The organism is Sphaerospermopsis kisseleviana CS-549 (assembly GCF_028329225.1).
Lineage (GTDB): Bacteria > Cyanobacteriota > Cyanobacteriia > Cyanobacteriales > Nostocaceae > Sphaerospermopsis > Sphaerospermopsis kisseleviana.
Window position 1 is genome coordinate 1 of sequence record NZ_JAQMTI010000010.1, and the last position, 14,042, is coordinate 14,042.

Annotated in this window: 15 protein-coding genes, 1 tRNA gene and 1 pseudogene; 9 read left to right on the forward strand and 8 right to left on the reverse strand. The window is 37.3% G+C overall.

Features of this window, described 5'->3' with window-relative positions:
- The 3 genes and pseudogenes from PN497_RS00500 to PN497_RS00510 all read left to right on the forward strand — a co-directional run.
- Positions 1-248 (forward strand): annotated as a pseudogene (locus tag PN497_RS00500) (hypothetical protein); the annotation flags it as partial.
- Positions 223-675, forward strand: a complete 453-nt coding sequence (locus tag PN497_RS00505; RefSeq protein WP_096566697.1) for an EVE domain-containing protein — start codon at positions 223-225, stop codon at positions 673-675. The pseudogene PN497_RS00500 and the gene PN497_RS00505, both read left to right, overlap by 26 nt.
- Before the next feature lie 111 nt (positions 676-786).
- A complete protein-coding gene (locus PN497_RS00510) occupies positions 787-1,020 on the forward strand; it encodes a DUF3134 domain-containing protein (RefSeq protein ID WP_096566699.1) in 234 nt (77 codons plus the stop codon).
- A gap of 124 nt (positions 1,021-1,144) precedes the next feature.
- Here PN497_RS00510 and PN497_RS00515 read toward each other — a convergent pair whose 3' ends face one another.
- Complete coding sequence (locus PN497_RS00515) at positions 1,145-2,557, reverse strand: lysophospholipid acyltransferase family protein (protein WP_272109270.1); 1,413 nt, start codon at positions 2,555-2,557, stop codon at positions 1,145-1,147.
- Positions 2,558-2,875: 318 nt separating this feature from the next.
- Here PN497_RS00515 and PN497_RS00520 point away from each other — a divergent pair, with 318 nt between their 5' ends.
- Positions 2,876-3,508, forward strand: a complete 633-nt coding sequence (locus PN497_RS00520) for a class I SAM-dependent methyltransferase (RefSeq protein ID WP_096566703.1) — start codon at positions 2,876-2,878, stop codon at positions 3,506-3,508.
- A 1-nt stretch (position 3,509) separates the two neighbouring features.
- Here PN497_RS00520 and PN497_RS00525 read toward each other — a convergent pair.
- Positions 3,510-3,582, reverse strand: a tRNA-Ala gene (locus PN497_RS00525).
- A 105-nt stretch (positions 3,583-3,687) separates the two neighbouring features.
- On the opposite strand from PN497_RS00525, the gene trhO reads away from it, so the two are divergent.
- Positions 3,688-4,593 carry an oxygen-dependent tRNA uridine(34) hydroxylase TrhO gene (trhO, locus tag PN497_RS00530; protein ID WP_096566705.1) on the forward strand — a complete coding sequence of 302 codons (906 nt, stop codon included), beginning with the start codon at positions 3,688-3,690 and terminating at the stop codon, positions 4,591-4,593.
- Positions 4,594-4,859: 266 nt separating this feature from the next.
- Here trhO and PN497_RS00535 read toward each other — a convergent pair whose 3' ends face one another.
- On the reverse strand, positions 4,860-5,546 hold the full coding sequence (locus tag PN497_RS00535) for a Crp/Fnr family transcriptional regulator (protein WP_096566707.1): 687 nt from the start codon (positions 5,544-5,546) through the stop codon (positions 4,860-4,862).
- A gap of 98 nt (positions 5,547-5,644) precedes the next feature.
- On the opposite strand from PN497_RS00535, the gene PN497_RS00540 reads away from it, so the two are divergent.
- Positions 5,645-5,887, forward strand: coding sequence for a helix-turn-helix domain-containing protein (locus tag PN497_RS00540; RefSeq protein WP_096566709.1), 243 nt, complete (start codon positions 5,645-5,647; stop codon positions 5,885-5,887).
- Positions 5,874-6,593 carry a hypothetical protein gene (locus PN497_RS00545; protein WP_096566711.1) on the forward strand — a complete coding sequence of 240 codons (720 nt, stop codon included), beginning with the start codon at positions 5,874-5,876 and terminating at the stop codon, positions 6,591-6,593. Before PN497_RS00540 ends, PN497_RS00545 begins: the two co-directional genes overlap by 14 nt.
- A gap of 8 nt (positions 6,594-6,601) precedes the next feature.
- On the opposite strand, the gene PN497_RS00550 is transcribed toward PN497_RS00545, so the two are convergent.
- The 5 genes from PN497_RS00550 to PN497_RS00570 all read right to left on the reverse strand — a co-directional run bounded on the left by PN497_RS00550 (position 6,602) and on the right by PN497_RS00570 (position 11,194).
- A complete protein-coding gene (locus tag PN497_RS00550; RefSeq protein ID WP_096566713.1) occupies positions 6,602-7,726 on the reverse strand; it encodes a DNA cytosine methyltransferase in 1,125 nt (374 codons plus the stop codon).
- A gap of 144 nt (positions 7,727-7,870) precedes the next feature.
- A complete protein-coding gene (locus tag PN497_RS00555) occupies positions 7,871-8,137 on the reverse strand; it encodes an NIL domain-containing protein (protein WP_096566715.1) in 267 nt (88 codons plus the stop codon).
- A gap of 191 nt (positions 8,138-8,328) precedes the next feature.
- Complete coding sequence (gene cysW, locus PN497_RS00560; protein WP_096566717.1) at positions 8,329-9,156, reverse strand: sulfate ABC transporter permease subunit CysW; 828 nt, start codon at positions 9,154-9,156, stop codon at positions 8,329-8,331.
- Positions 9,143-10,012, reverse strand: a complete 870-nt coding sequence (gene cysT / locus PN497_RS00565; protein WP_096566719.1) for a sulfate ABC transporter permease subunit CysT — start codon at positions 10,010-10,012, stop codon at positions 9,143-9,145. The genes cysW and cysT overlap by 14 nt, the downstream gene beginning before the upstream one ends.
- 69 nt (positions 10,013-10,081) lie before the next feature.
- Positions 10,082-11,194 carry a sulfate ABC transporter substrate-binding protein gene (locus PN497_RS00570; protein WP_096566721.1) on the reverse strand — a complete coding sequence of 371 codons (1,113 nt, stop codon included), beginning with the start codon at positions 11,192-11,194 and terminating at the stop codon, positions 10,082-10,084.
- Positions 11,195-11,576: 382 nt separating this feature from the next.
- Here PN497_RS00570 and PN497_RS00575 point away from each other — a divergent pair, with 382 nt between their 5' ends.
- Both PN497_RS00575 and PN497_RS00580 read left to right on the forward strand, forming a co-directional pair.
- Complete coding sequence (locus PN497_RS00575) at positions 11,577-12,656, forward strand: sulfate ABC transporter substrate-binding protein (RefSeq protein ID WP_096566723.1); 1,080 nt, start codon at positions 11,577-11,579, stop codon at positions 12,654-12,656.
- 166 nt (positions 12,657-12,822) lie between these two features.
- Positions 12,823-13,986 carry a GuaB3 family IMP dehydrogenase-related protein gene (locus PN497_RS00580; protein ID WP_096566725.1) on the forward strand — a complete coding sequence of 388 codons (1,164 nt, stop codon included), beginning with the start codon at positions 12,823-12,825 and terminating at the stop codon, positions 13,984-13,986.
- Positions 13,987-14,042 lie beyond the last annotated feature (56 nt).

Sequence of the window (14,042 nt, forward strand, 5' to 3'; positions counted from 1 at the left end):
CAGCAGCGCTTCGCTATCGCCACCTAAGATTTCGACGATTTTGTATCAAAAGTATCCTCAAAGGTATTCAAAAATCCGAAATTACCGATTGTGACACTGGGGGGTGCGGAATGTGGGTTTTAATCAGCTATTCCCAATTCCCAATTCCCAATTCCCAATTCCCAATTCCCTATTCCCTATTCCCTATTCCCTATTCCCTATTCCCTATTCCCTATTTAATATATGAATTACTGGTTAATGAAATCTGAACCTTCTGTCTATAGTATTTTTGATTTACAAACTCAAAAACAAACTATTTGGGATGGTGTGCGAAATTATCAAGCACGGAATTTTTTAAAGCAAATGCAAATAGGAGATTTGGCTTTTTTCTATCATTCTAATGCTGAACCTCCAGGAATTTTCGGTTTGATGAAAATAGTAGAAACTGGTATTGCTGATCCAACTCAATTTGATACTAATAGTAAATATTATGATCCTAAGTCTACTCCTGAATCTCCCCGGTGGTTAACTGTAAAGGTAGAGTTTGCCGAGGTATTTTCTCAACCGATTTTTTTATCTACACTTAAAGAAAAATTTACGGGAGATGAATTATTAGTAGTTAAAAAAGGTAATCGTTTATCAGTAATTTCTGTAGGAGAATCTGTAGCAAAAAATATTTTAGCCATGAATAATTAATTATGCAAAAAATAGTTTATAATTAAAGCACAACTAAATTGTTGTTAAGAAATTAGACCTTATACGGACAAAATTTTTAGGCAATATATAGGCATATAGGCAATATATTTTATGCTCAACGGACCACTACATGAACAACCCCGCAACCAAAGAGCTACAGTAATTCGTACCAGTAATGAATTTATACTGCTGGAATGGTTAAAATCAACTGGTCGTCTAATAGCGCGTGAACATATAGAATCTGACCTGACCAGTGACGTTGAAGAAGAAATTTCCGAGATTATCGACCTCGACGATCTGGCTTATGATAATGATGATGATACAGGTTTAGATTTGGAAGACTAGGTTTGTTATAAAATCACGCAAAGATACCAATAAACTTATTTGAGTCTTTTTTGAGTCTTTGCGTTTACCCTGGGGATATCCTGACAGAAATTGCGTAAGCTTTTAATCTTTTTTTAATCTTTTTTTAATCTTTAATCAACTGCTGCAAAGCTGCAAATAAATCCTTTGTTAAATCACTCACACCTTTTCTAGCAGCTTGTTTATTTCCCTGACATTTTTCCCATCTTTCTGTTACGGAAATTGGTTCACCGACAGTAATCATCGCTTGTTTTAAACCTAAACGTGGTCTTCCTGGTAAAGTCGAATCTTTAATTCTAGACAACATATCAAACATTAATAAAGTCGTTTCTGCAAATCTATCAGCGGTTGGTTTTTCTTGAATATAATTAGCTGTCACCGCTACAAAACTTTCGGCTATTCGGATATGTTGCATTCGCAAATCTGCTTCTTCTGCTACCCAGTCAGCTAGACCACGTTTAAAAGGTGGTAAACTATTGATATCCTCTATATCATCACGATAAATATAATTCCAACCGGCTTCTTCTAACCGCCGACATCTATCAATAAAATTACCTTGTGCCGTCACATTAAAATATTCTTCAGCCACCTGTAAAGCTGTATCCATTAAATTTCCTAACCTATTAATTAAAACCTGATTAGGGTTAGCTGTTTCTTCACCAATAATTACTGGTAAATCTCGATGATAAAAACGCCGATAAAAGTCTTCCATTTCCGTAATTAAATATTCTGCTAAACGAAAAAGTCGCTGATATAAAATTTCTTCCCTATTCTTGCCAGTGTAACTAATTTCCGCCACTGGTAAACCACTATCAGCTTCTAATTTTGATATTAGCCATTCTATTTTTTCCCAAGGTGGGTTAACATAACTATATTTAATACCAATAGGAATAATAAAAACCGTTTCTGGGCGGTTAGCTTTTTGCAAATCTTCCACACACCAAAAACTTATTTGTGCTACACCAGGTTCTAAAGGACTGACAATACTACTATGACCATTTGTACCACCTTCAGGAGCGATCGCAATAGGCATTTCTGCATTGACAAATAAATTTCTTACCATTTGAATCGCATTTCTATCTACTTTTCTTCCCCTACGAACTGGTACACCACCGCAGCGAGAAAATAACCATCCTAACCAATTTCCCGCCCATAAAGTCATGCCTCTTTCATACATAAAATGACTATGAACAGGATATTTTAAATCAATGCCTTTTTCCCGCGCTACCTTGGGAACAATGCGAGAAAGCAAATATAGCATTGTTAAAGGATCTTCAACTTCTGGATGACGAAAAGCAATTAAAAATCTAATTTTACCCTCTTGAAATTCATGATATAATTTAGCTAACACTTCGGCGTTTTCAGCTTCTATGTTCACAATACCAGCAGGTAGCCAAGGTCTAGTTCTCACCCGTAAAATAAAAGGGAGAAAAAAAGACATCACCTTGAGTACCAACGGTTGAAAATTTGGGGGAATAAATTTTAATGGTGGTTGGGTGGAATGAATAGATTTAGGCAACTTTTTCTCCTGTAGTGTGGTAAAACATAAAACAATATGAGTGAGTATTGCAAATAGTAATTTATCCAGGTTATGAAATAAACAAACCGCAAAGTACGCAAAGTACACAAAGGGAAGAGAATGGATAAGGGGTTTTTTATCCATGCTATGATTTTAGCAAAGTTGGATGCTCACAAATTATGTAAATAGAAAGCGAAGATCGCAATTATAATAATTTTATGTGAATATTATACAAATATGTAAAACTACAAAAAATAAAACTTCTGAAATTATCTGCGTTTATCTGCGTTCATCTGCGTTTCCTAAAAACTCAAAAATATGCACACAACCCCAGAACAAAAACAATTTGCACCCGCAACCCAACGCAACCGCGAACCCATTTTAGAGGTACTTCAACAAGTCTTACCCACAACAGGAACAATTTTAGAAATAGCCAGTGGTACAGGAGAACACGCGGTATTTTTTGCACCTCATCTAGCACCGCGAAAATGGCTACCTTCTGACCCAAACCCCCTCTTAAGAGACAGTATCACAGCTTGGATGGCAGAATGTAAAAGTGATTATATTTACCCACCTTTAGATATAGATGTACAGTTACCGGTTTGGCCAGTTGAGAAAGAAACATTTACAGACTCGCCAATAGTGGCTATAGTCAATATTAATATGATTCATATTTCCCCTTGGTCAGCTTGTTCAGGACTGATGTCCGGGGCTGGACGAATTTTACCGCCAGATGGTATCCTTTATTTATACGGACCTTATAAACAAAAGGGTCAACATACCGCACCCAGTAACGCTGCTTTTGATGAGTCTTTGCGATCGCAAAACCCAGCTTGGGGAGTGCGTAATTTAGAAGATGTGGTAGAAGCAGCAAAAGCTGAAAATTTGACATTGCAGAAAATTTACCAAATGCCAGCAAATAATTTATCAGTTGTCTTCCAAAAAACCTAGATGGAGGTTAGCGGACTCGAACCGCTGACATCCTGCTTGCAAAGCAGGCGCTCTACCAACTGAGCTAAACCCCCGTTTTTCAAGTCAAAATTCAAAATTAAACAAGGTTCTTTTTTCAGAAACGAGTTAACTTTAAACTTAAAGTAAATAATATCCTATTATTCTTTTTTTGTAAACAGATGAACCCAGAAAATAACCAAGAAAATATTATAGTTGTAGCTGCGCTGTATAAATTTGTCAGTTTACCCGATGATCAAGAACTGCAAGCACCGCTGTTATCTTTTTGTCAGCAACAAGGCATCAAAGGCACAATTTTACTAGCCAAAGAAGGCATTAACGGGACCATAGCTGGTTCTCGTTCTGGGATTGATGCGGTTTTGGGGTTTCTGCGGAGTGATGCGCGGTTAGCAGACTTAGAACACAAAGAATCATACACCGACACACCGCCATTTGAAAAGATGAAAGTGCGGTTAAAACGCGAAATTGTTACATTAGGAATACCGGAAGTTGACCCAAATGAAAAGGTAGGAAACTACGTCACTCCAAAGGAATGGAATGATTTGATTTCTGATCCAGAAGTAACAGTAGTTGATACCCGTAATGATTATGAAGTTAGTATAGGAACTTTCAAAAGGGCAAAAAATCCCCAAACGCAGATTTTCAAAGAATTTCCTGAATATGTAAGTAAAAACTTAGACCCGAACAAACATAAAAAAGTTGCCTTATTCTGTACTGGTGGTATTCGCTGCGAAAAAGCCACATCTTATATGCTGGCTCAAGGTTTTGAGGAAGTTTATCATCTCAAAGGGGGTATTCTGAAATACTTAGAAGAAGTCCCCAAAGAAGAAAGTTTATGGGAAGGGGAATGTTTTGTATTTGATGAACGGGTTGCGGTGCGTCACGGATTGGAAGAGGGCAGTTATGAGTTATGCTTCTGTTGTGGACATCCCATTGCTGAGGCTGATAAAACTTCACCTAAGTATGAAGAAGGTATTTCTTGTCCTCACTGTTTTGATAGTTTGACGGAGGAAAAAAGAGCAAGACAGCAGGAGAAGTGGAAGCAATATAAGTTACAGAATTTTTAAAGCTCACGCAGAGTCGCAGAGATAAAACCTCTTTCCTTTGCGTACTTTGCGTACTTTGCGGTTCGTTATTCATAAATTTTTTAAATCTCAAAAATCCAAAAATTTTTCAACTCTCTTTTTTTCGCAATAACAAGCCTCTATTCTCAATATTATTGATAATATTATCAGTAATTTTACGAAGATCGGTTATTTCAGCCATTGATATTGACATACTCTTTTTTTATGGTATGATGTATGTATAATCCAAGGGAGTTGTATGTCAAGCTTTAGTTGCTCTTGGATGTGAGTATTTTGTCAAATAATGTAATTTTTGTTCCGTTCACTTCAATTTTTCCCTCTTGAGTGAGTTTATAAAAAGCGCGAGAAAGGGTTTCAGGAACAGTACCTAATAAAGCAGCTAGTTGGGTTTTGGGTAAGTCTAATTCGACAACATTGATATTACCGTTTTTCTGACTTAATTTTAATAGATAATTGGTTAATCTTTCTGGAACTTCTTGGAAAGAAAGAGCATTAACCAAGTGAGTTAAATGTCTGAGATGTCTTGCAAAAGTTCCCAGCATGGCTATTGCTAAAGTGGGGTGTTGTTGTAAAACCATGAAAAATGAAGTTCTGGGAATAAAGACAACTTCAGAAAATTCTATTGCTGCTGCGGATGCGGGGAAGTTTCCCCCATCAAAAGCGGGAACTTCTGCAAAGTATTCTGATATTCCAAAGATGTGTAATATTTGTTCTTTACCGTGGTTTGCTACTTTAAATACTTTGATTTTACCAGATTTAACAATAAAAAATCCCGTTGCTGCGTCTCCTTCCCAAAACAGGGTTTCGTTTTTTTTGTAAGTTTGGAGAATAGCAATATTAGCAACTGCTTGGAGTTGTTCATCAATGATGTTTTCAAAGATGGGGGTTTGGTGGAGGAAGTTTTTGACTTGTAATACTTTTTCGGTGAGGGACATAAGGATTATTCTCGTTCATGTTTTTATTATTGTAAAGCCAAATCAATTGAATACTTTAGTCTGTAGCACTTTAGTCTACAATAGCTTAGTATTTTTCTATGCAAACAAGTAAACTAGATCAAAAATTAGGATCAGAAATACAACGTCGTCGTTTAGAAAAAGGTTGGTCACAAGAGTATCTAGCAGAAGTTACAGGTCTACATAGAACTTATATTAGCCAACTAGAACGAGGATTAAAAAGCCCTTCTGTAAGAGTTTTAAGTCATATTACCAAGGCTTTAAATGTAACCATGGGTGAATTTTTGCATACTGTAGAGGAATCGTTAAGTGTTGACAAATAATGAGATTGAGAGATTAAAACAAGCTATTATTGCTACAGTTGCATCCCCAGTAATTGGGTCAATAGAAGATTATGCTTGGGAAGCTATTTTTCATTATGTTAAAGATATTCCGTTAACAGATCCAGCTTTAGGACGCAGTAAACTTTTATATGATGCAGTTGATATTGTAACTAAAACAGGTTGGTCATTGAAATCTCTCCAACTTAGTAATTTAAAAATTGGCAGTACATTTTTCTTTGTGATTCAAAGAGCAGATATTATCAGTAAAGCTGATCAACTTGGGTTTCCTGGTTTGACAGAATTATCTCCACCAGAAGAACTAGGTGCAGCTATTATTCAACATTGGAATGAGAAATTAATCACAAATCAATCATTACAAGGAGTTGAAAATAGTTATGAAAGCATACTGCTGAAAACCATTAAAGGTAATGAATATGTTTATTGTGAATATCCTTTATATCCACTTGATCCAACTATTTTTAATTGGGCTTGGACAGTAAACAAGAAAACTGGTAAAAGTGGTGCAGGTTTACAAGGAGGTGTAGGAGATAACGTTGATTTAGTTTGGTATAAAAATCAAAAACAACTTTTTAAAGCGAGAATTATTCCAGAAGCAGCAGTGAGGATAAATATTCAAAGAACTCGTCTTAACCCAGAGAATTATGTTAAGACAATTCTGGCAGCTTTAGAAATGCAAAACTCCTAAATATCACTCTATATAATACACTCAGCTATAGTTTTAGCTAATAATGGAGGTACAGATTCACCAATTTGAGAAGCCATTTCTGTATATGTTCCTAAAAAGTGAAAAGTATCTGGATAAGAATGAAGTCGGGCAGCTTCGCGTATGGTAATGGTTCTATTTTGTGTGGGATGAAAAAATCTTCCAGAACCCGGATGAAAAACCCATCTTGTAATTGTTTTTGCTGGTTGATCCCAATAAAGTCTGCCATAAGCACCGCTATAATGTTTTTTAGGTGCTAATTCTGGAGGTAAATTTCTGGCATCTTGTCCTTCTTTTAACAGTTTTACTCTTGACATTTGAATTGGGCTTAAAGCACGAGCGATATGGTTTGTAATTTTGGTGCTGTTGTGTCTGATTAAAGATTGATAAGTTGTTTGTGGTTCTGAAGGATATTTTTCTTCAGCATATTTTTCTCCGGCATTTAGTTCCGGTAAATCTCCAATAGCATCTTTAACAGTAACAAGGCTGGAATTAGATTTTAATAGATTAGTTTGGTAAGGGTATTTTTCATTTTTATGCTGACTCTGAATATCATTATGTGTAGGATGAGGCATGATAATTGAACGATCTAAACTAGCAATAAAAAAAGCTCTGGCTCTTGTTTGAGGAACTCCATAGTTAGCAGCATTCAAAGATGATGATATAACTTTATACCCCAATAATTCAAGTTGATTTGTAATTTGATATTTGAATAAACCTTTATATGCTGTCAAAATTTCGGGAACGTTTTCCATAATGACGTAAAGAGGTCTAAACTCTTGGACAAAAGCTAAGAAAGTTTTATATAATTGATTTCTTGGATCGTCCATATAACGATATTCAGCAGGTATATTCCTAGAAAATCCCTGACAAGGAGGACCGCCAATAATTGCGTTTAGTTCTTCTTTTCTTAAACCTAAATATTCACGCAGTTCTAAAGGATTAACTTCTCGAATATCTTGATGTATCACTTTAGTATTTGGGAAGTTATGTTGATAGGTAGCTAAAGCTTTTTTGTTGGTATCAATAGCGCATAACGCTTCAAAGCCAGCTAGTTGAAAGCCTGTGCTTAAACCACCTGCGCCAGCGAATAAGTCAATAATGTTATTGTTCATTCTTGAATACTATAGTATTCGCCAATTAATGTCAAGTGGTTTGTATTTCAATAATTGTTGGTTAACGTCAACACAATCAAACAACCTAGAAATAAAATAAAAATAAGCCCCCCTAAAAAAGGGGGGTTAGGGTGATATTTGATATTACCAATTACCTATTCTATCCTCATCCCAAAGTTCTAACTTTAACTCTTGCAAATAATTTAACCCATTTGCAATTTGCGATTCAGTACCCTGTAAATCCAAATCAAACCAACCATCACTAATAGCATCCTGACCTAAAAAAGCAGCTTTGATATTGATAGTTAAACCATAATCAGAAACCAGACGAGAAATAACAGGTTCTTGATGATAATCCTTGGTAATTCTCACCCTAATTCTCTGACTTATCAAAATATTTTCATCACTCATAAAAACACCTGCCCAGCAATTTACAATCTTGATCCTATTTTCTTAATTCCAATTCTTTGAAAATTTGAAAACTCACACAAAATCCCTCTAAAACCTCTTTCCTTTGTGTCAGCGCAAAGTAATAATTACTCCACATCCTTAATACGGATTATATTTTACCCAATCACCAATCACCAATCACCAATCACCAATTACTCCACATCCTTAATACGAGTTTTCCTCTCCAAAACTTCCTTCACAACCAAAGTTACCACCGCCAAAAGTGCCAACAAAACCGCTGCCGAAAAAGCTGCTTCCGTCTCATATTGCTTATAGGCATCTTCCACAAACAAAGGCAAACTTTGGGTTTTACCAGCAATATTACCAGACACCACAGAAACCGCTCCAAACTCACCCATAGCTCTGGCATTTGTTAAAATTAAACCATAGAGTAAACCCCAACGAATACTAGGTAAAGTCACACGCCAAAAAGTTTGCCACTCATTTGCACCCAAAGTTTTCGCTGCTTCTTCCTGGTCTTTACCAAACTCTTCCAAAACCGGAATAACTTCCCTAGCAACAAAAGGCATACTCACAAAAGAAGTAGCTAAAACCATTCCTGGAAAAGCAAAAATGATTTGAATATCATGACTTTGCAGCCAAGGACCAAACCAACCTTGTCTACCATAGAGTAAAACAATCATCAAACCTGCAACAACTGGAGAGATAGAAAAAGGTAGATCAATAATACTTAAAACAATAGCACGACCAGGGAATTTATGGCGAGCGATCGCCCAAGCTGCACACAAACCAAAAACAGTATTGATAGGTATAGAAATCACAGCTAATAATAGAGTTAACCAAGCAGCATGGAGAAAGTCCACTCTACTCAAATTCTCAAAAAATGGTCCAATTCCGTTTTTAAAAGCTTGGTAAAACACATTAATAGTTGGGATATACTGCACCAGAAATAAATAAGCAACAGCTATCCCAATTAAAACCCCTGGAACCCAACTTTGCTTTGGTTTACCTGTTGTCATATCTTCTTGCCCAAGCTTGTAATAAATTAATTGCTAAGAGTAAAACTAGAGAAATTGCCAATAAAACAACCCCTATCACCGTTGCACCTGAATAATCATATTGTTCTAAACGTTGGAAAATTAACACTGGTGCAATTAAATCTTGAAACGGTGTGTTAGAAGCAATAATTACCGTCGAACCATACTCACCCACTGCACGGGAAAAACCCAAAGCAATACCAGTTAAAATTGTGGGAAACAAAGGCGGTAAAATCACCTTGGTAAAAGTTGTCCACTGAGAAGCGCCCAAACTCCAAGCTACTTCTTCAAGTTCCTTTTCCATCTCTTGCAATACAGGTTGTACAGTCCTCACCACAAACGGCAAAGATATATAAATCATCGCCACACCTACACCCAAACGAGTAAAGGAAACTTTTATACCTAAAGGTGCAAGTAAAGAACCGATCCAACCATTATCACTATACACAGTTGCTAAAGTTAAACCTGCTACCGATGTCGGCAAAGCAAAGGGTAAATCTACGGTAGCATCAAAAATTCGCTTTAAAGGGAAATCGTACCTTACCAATACCCAAGCAATTAATGTACCAAATATACCATTAACAGCAGCAGCCAAAAATGAAGTTACAAAAGTTACATTATAAGTTGCCAATGCTAATTCACTGGTAGCAATTTCCCAAAACTTTGCAGGTGGTTCTGTACTAGCTTTGAAAAACATAGCCGCAATAGGCAGAAACAACATGAAAGCTAGGTATAAAATTGTAATTCGCCAAGTCCAAGGTAGACGAATTACTTTATCTAAAAACTCTTTGCCAATAAAGGGTTTTCTCTCCCTCTTACCGCTTGTAGATACTGCCATAAATGATGCAAAATTCCCAATTCAAAATTCCCAAAACATGAGATTAAACTGATAACTGAAACTAACTAATTACTGCTTATTTTTAGCTTGTTGAATTTGATCAAAAATAGCCCCATCAGCAAAGAATTTTTGCTGCACAGCATCCCAACCACCTAATTCTTGAACTGTACTCAAACTTTTCACTGGAGGATATTTTTCAGAAAATTCTTTGCTTTTAGCTACCGTCTCATCCACAGGTCGAAAACCAACTTTAGCAAATTCCTGTTGTGCTTCTGGGGTAAATAAATATTTGACAAATGCTTCTGCTACTTCACGAGTACCATTTTGATCAACATTTTTATCTACCACTGCCACAGGATTATCAATGGAAATATTCACATCAGGGATACTATAGTTGACCTTCAAACCTTTTTGCTGTGCCAAAATGATTTCATTTTCATAATTAATTAAAGCATCTCCTTGACCTTGTTTAAAAAAGGCATCTGTAGCTTCACGTGCATCTTTAGTCAAAACAGGCACATTGTTGTAAACAGTAGTCACAAATTCAACAGCTTTTGCTTCATCTCCACTTTTAATGGCTGAATTCCACAAAGCTAAGAAATTCCACCGTGCTACCCCCGATGTTTTCGGATCAGCAGTAATCAGTTTAACATCATTTTTTGCTAAATCTGCCCAAGTTTTAATACCTTTGGGGTTGCCTTCACGAGTCACCAATGCAGCTACAGATGATGAAACAATACCATTATTGGGAACTTCTGTTTCCCATCCTGGTTGAATTAAACCTGCTTTCTCAATTTTTTGGGTATCCAATGCCAACGCTAAGTGAGTAATATCTGCTGGTAAACCATCAACAATAGCGCGAGTCTGAGAACCAGAACCGCCATAGCTTTCCTTGAATGTAACCGTTTGGTTATGCTCTTGTTGCCATTTGGCGACAAATTTAGGAATAATGGCTTTATACGCATCTCTGGTGACAGCAAAAGATACTAAAGTTAATTCTACATTTTTTGGTTTTGTCGTAGCCGAATTACCTGGAGTAGAACCACCCTCATTTGTCCCAGAGCAAGCTGCAACTGCCAAACCCAAGAATATTCCCACTACAAATAGGGATAAAAAACTTTTAAGTGAATTTACACTTAATTTACGTTGTAATTGTTTTAGTGCGCGTTGCCACCAACTCATTTCTTTTCCTCAAAATCTACAGTTACCCGATAGGATTACGGGATTTAATGAACATAATACAAGATAATTGCAGATATGGGTTATGAACGCAAGAGTAAAACAGCACTTTTTCGATAGAAAATATGGGGATTATAGCAGATTCCGGTGACATCTCTCTTTGATCACATTTAAATATTTGCATATAAGAGAATTATTTATAACTTTACTTTATACAAAGTTTACAAATTTATTATATAAATAAATACACTTGTTTACCGATAGATTTTTTGTACTTTACGTCTTGATTTTCGCAATTGCATCTGATAAGCTCTGTTTTTATAAGCAATTACGTTATTCCTATCGAATTACCGTAGTTTATTTGAGGACGAAGGAAAAATCTCCAATGACATACAATTTTGAGAAAGCAGCAAAATTTTTGCCCGTAAAAACTGCATCAACCGTAGTTTTAGCAATTACTTTTAGTACAAATACGTTATTGCCCGTATTTGCCGGGACTACAACTCAAAAGACCCTAATTAGTCAACAGAGCAAAAAAGTAGAAATTACCTTGGTGACTTACGCAGTAACAAAAGCTGCTTACAGCAAAATCATTCCGCAGTTTGTAGCCAAATGGAAACGGGAAAAAGGTCAGGATGTGGTCATTCGAGAAAGCTATGGTGGTTCTGGTTCTCAAACTCGCGCAGTCATTGATGGTTTACCAGCCGATGTAGTAGCATTAGCACTAGGACTAGACACAAAAAAAATCGAACAAGCAGGTTTAATTAACCGTGGTTGGGAAAAAGAAGCGCCCAACAACTCAATAATTACCCGTTCCGTAGTAGCATTAGAAACCCGTCCTGGAAATCCCAAAGGTATCAAAACCTGGAACGACCTCACCAAACCAGGGGTAAAAATAGTCACAGCAAATCCTAAAACTTCTGGTGGTGCAAGGTGGAATTTTTTGGCCTTGTGGGGTGCAATAACACAAAATGGAGGCAACGAAAACCAGGCCTTCAACTTTGTGCAACAGGTATTTAGAAATGTAGTAGTATTACCTAAAGATGCCAGAGAATCAAGTGACGCTTTTTTCAAAAAAAATCAAGGTGATGTACTAATCAACTATGAGAACGAAGTAATTTTAGCAGCACAACAAGGAAAAACAGATACATCCTATGTAGTACCTTCCACGAATATATCCATAGAAGGACCCGTAGCAGTAGTTGATAAAAACGTAGATAAACGCGGAACTCGTGAAGTATCAGAAGCATTTGTCAAGTTTTTATTTACACCAGAAGCCCAGAGAGAATTTGCCAAAGTTGGTTTTAGACCAGTTAACCCAACTGTAACCAAAGAAGTACAAAATAAATTTCCCAGAATCAGCAAACTTTATACAGTCGGTAGTTTAGGTGGTTGGGATGCTGTGCAGAAGAAATTTTTTGATGATGGTGCTATTTTTGACAAAATTCAATCTAGAAAGAGATAGGGAACAGGGAACAGGGAATAGAAGGCAAAAGGCAAAAGTTATATTCTTTCCTGAACTCCTTACTCCTGAACTTCTGAACTCCTGAACTCCTAAATTTAAAAAAATCTCTGCCAAAATCCCCACAATTTGATACCCTAGCTTAAACAGATTTGAGAAAAATGAAAGAGTGGAAATTCAACTTGGGCGGGGAAAAATGGCTCGCCGAGCCTACGGCATTGACGAAATAGCTTTAGTCCCCGGTAACAGAACATTAGATCCGAGTCTAGCGGATACAAAGTGGAAAATTGGTAATATTGAACGAGAAATACCCATTATTGCTAGTGCAATGGATGGTGTAGTAGATGTTGGTATGGCGGTGCGTCTATCCCAGTTAGGAGCTTTAGGAGTTCTTAACCTAGAGGGTATTCAAACGCGATACGATGACCCAAATCCGATATTAGATCGCATTGCTTCAGTGGGCAAAGATGAATTTGTGGGACTGATGCAAGAACTTTATGCCGAACCGATCAAGCCCGAACTCATTGAAAAACGTATTCAGGAAATTAAACAACAAGGCGGTATTGCGGCAGTTAGTGCAACACCAGTAGGAGCAAGCAAATATGGTGAAGTAGTAGCTAAAGCTGGGGCTGATTTATTTTTTATCCAAGCTACAGTAGTTTCTACAGATCACCTTTCTCCAGAGTCTATTAAACCTTTAGACTTAGCAGAGTTTTGCCAGTCTATGCCTATTCCCGTAGTTTTGGGTAACTGCGTTACATATCAAGTCACCTTGCATTTAATGAAAGCAGGTGCATCCGCAGTGTTAGTAGGGATTGGACCCGGTGCAGCTTGTACATCCCGTGGGGTTTTAGGTGTGGGTATACCCCAAGCCACAGCAGTTGCCGACTGTGCCGCTGCCAGAGATGACTTTTATCAAGAAACGGGCAAATATGTACCTGTCATTGCCGATGGTGGTTTAATCACCGGTGGCGACATTTGTAAATGTATTGCTTGCGGTGCTGATGGCGTAATGATTGGTTCACCCTTTGCCAGAGCCGCAGAAGCCCCAGGACGGGGTTATCATTGGGGAATGGCAACTCCTAGCCCAGTGCTGCCCCGTGGTACTCGTATTCGTGTGGGTACAACTGGAACTCTAGAACAAATACTCAGAGGTCCAGCAGCATTAGATGATGGTACTCACAACCTGCTTGGCGCATTAAAAACCAGCATGGGTACATTAGGAGCAAAAGACCTAAAAGAAATGCAGCAAGTAGAAGTAGTTATTGCTCCCTCTCTGTTGACAGAAGGCAAAGTTTACCAAAAAGCCCAACAGTTGGGTATGGGTAAATAAATAGGTGATTGGTGACTGGTGATTGGTGATTGGGGACTGGGGACTGGGGACTGGGG

Excerpts from the sequence above, each read along its gene's own strand:
- PN497_RS00540 (WP_096566709.1), top strand. The coding sequence starts at position 5,645 with ATGCAAACAAGTAAACTAGATCAAAAATTAGGATCAGAAATACAACGT.
- PN497_RS00505 (WP_096566697.1), top strand. The coding sequence starts at position 223 with ATGAATTACTGGTTAATGAAATCTGAACCTTCTGTCTATAGTATTTTT.
- cysW (WP_096566717.1), bottom strand. The coding sequence starts at position 9,156 with ATGACAACAGGTAAACCAAAGCAAAGTTGGGTTCCAGGGGTTTTAATT.
- PN497_RS00520 (WP_096566703.1), top strand. The coding sequence starts at position 2,876 with ATGCACACAACCCCAGAACAAAAACAATTTGCACCCGCAACCCAACGC.
- PN497_RS00575 (WP_096566723.1), top strand. The coding sequence starts at position 11,577 with ATGACATACAATTTTGAGAAAGCAGCAAAATTTTTGCCCGTAAAAACT.
- PN497_RS00570 (WP_096566721.1), bottom strand. The coding sequence starts at position 11,194 with ATGAGTTGGTGGCAACGCGCACTAAAACAATTACAACGTAAATTAAGT.
- PN497_RS00550 (WP_096566713.1), bottom strand. The coding sequence starts at position 7,726 with ATGAACAATAACATTATTGACTTATTCGCTGGCGCAGGTGGTTTAAGC.
- cysT (WP_096566719.1), bottom strand. The coding sequence starts at position 10,012 with ATGGCAGTATCTACAAGCGGTAAGAGGGAGAGAAAACCCTTTATTGGC.
- trhO (WP_096566705.1), top strand. The coding sequence starts at position 3,688 with ATGAACCCAGAAAATAACCAAGAAAATATTATAGTTGTAGCTGCGCTG.
- PN497_RS00555 (WP_096566715.1), bottom strand. The coding sequence starts at position 8,137 with ATGAGTGATGAAAATATTTTGATAAGTCAGAGAATTAGGGTGAGAATT.
- PN497_RS00510 (WP_096566699.1), top strand. The coding sequence starts at position 787 with ATGCTCAACGGACCACTACATGAACAACCCCGCAACCAAAGAGCTACA.
- PN497_RS00535 (WP_096566707.1), bottom strand. The coding sequence starts at position 5,546 with ATGTCCCTCACCGAAAAAGTATTACAAGTCAAAAACTTCCTCCACCAA.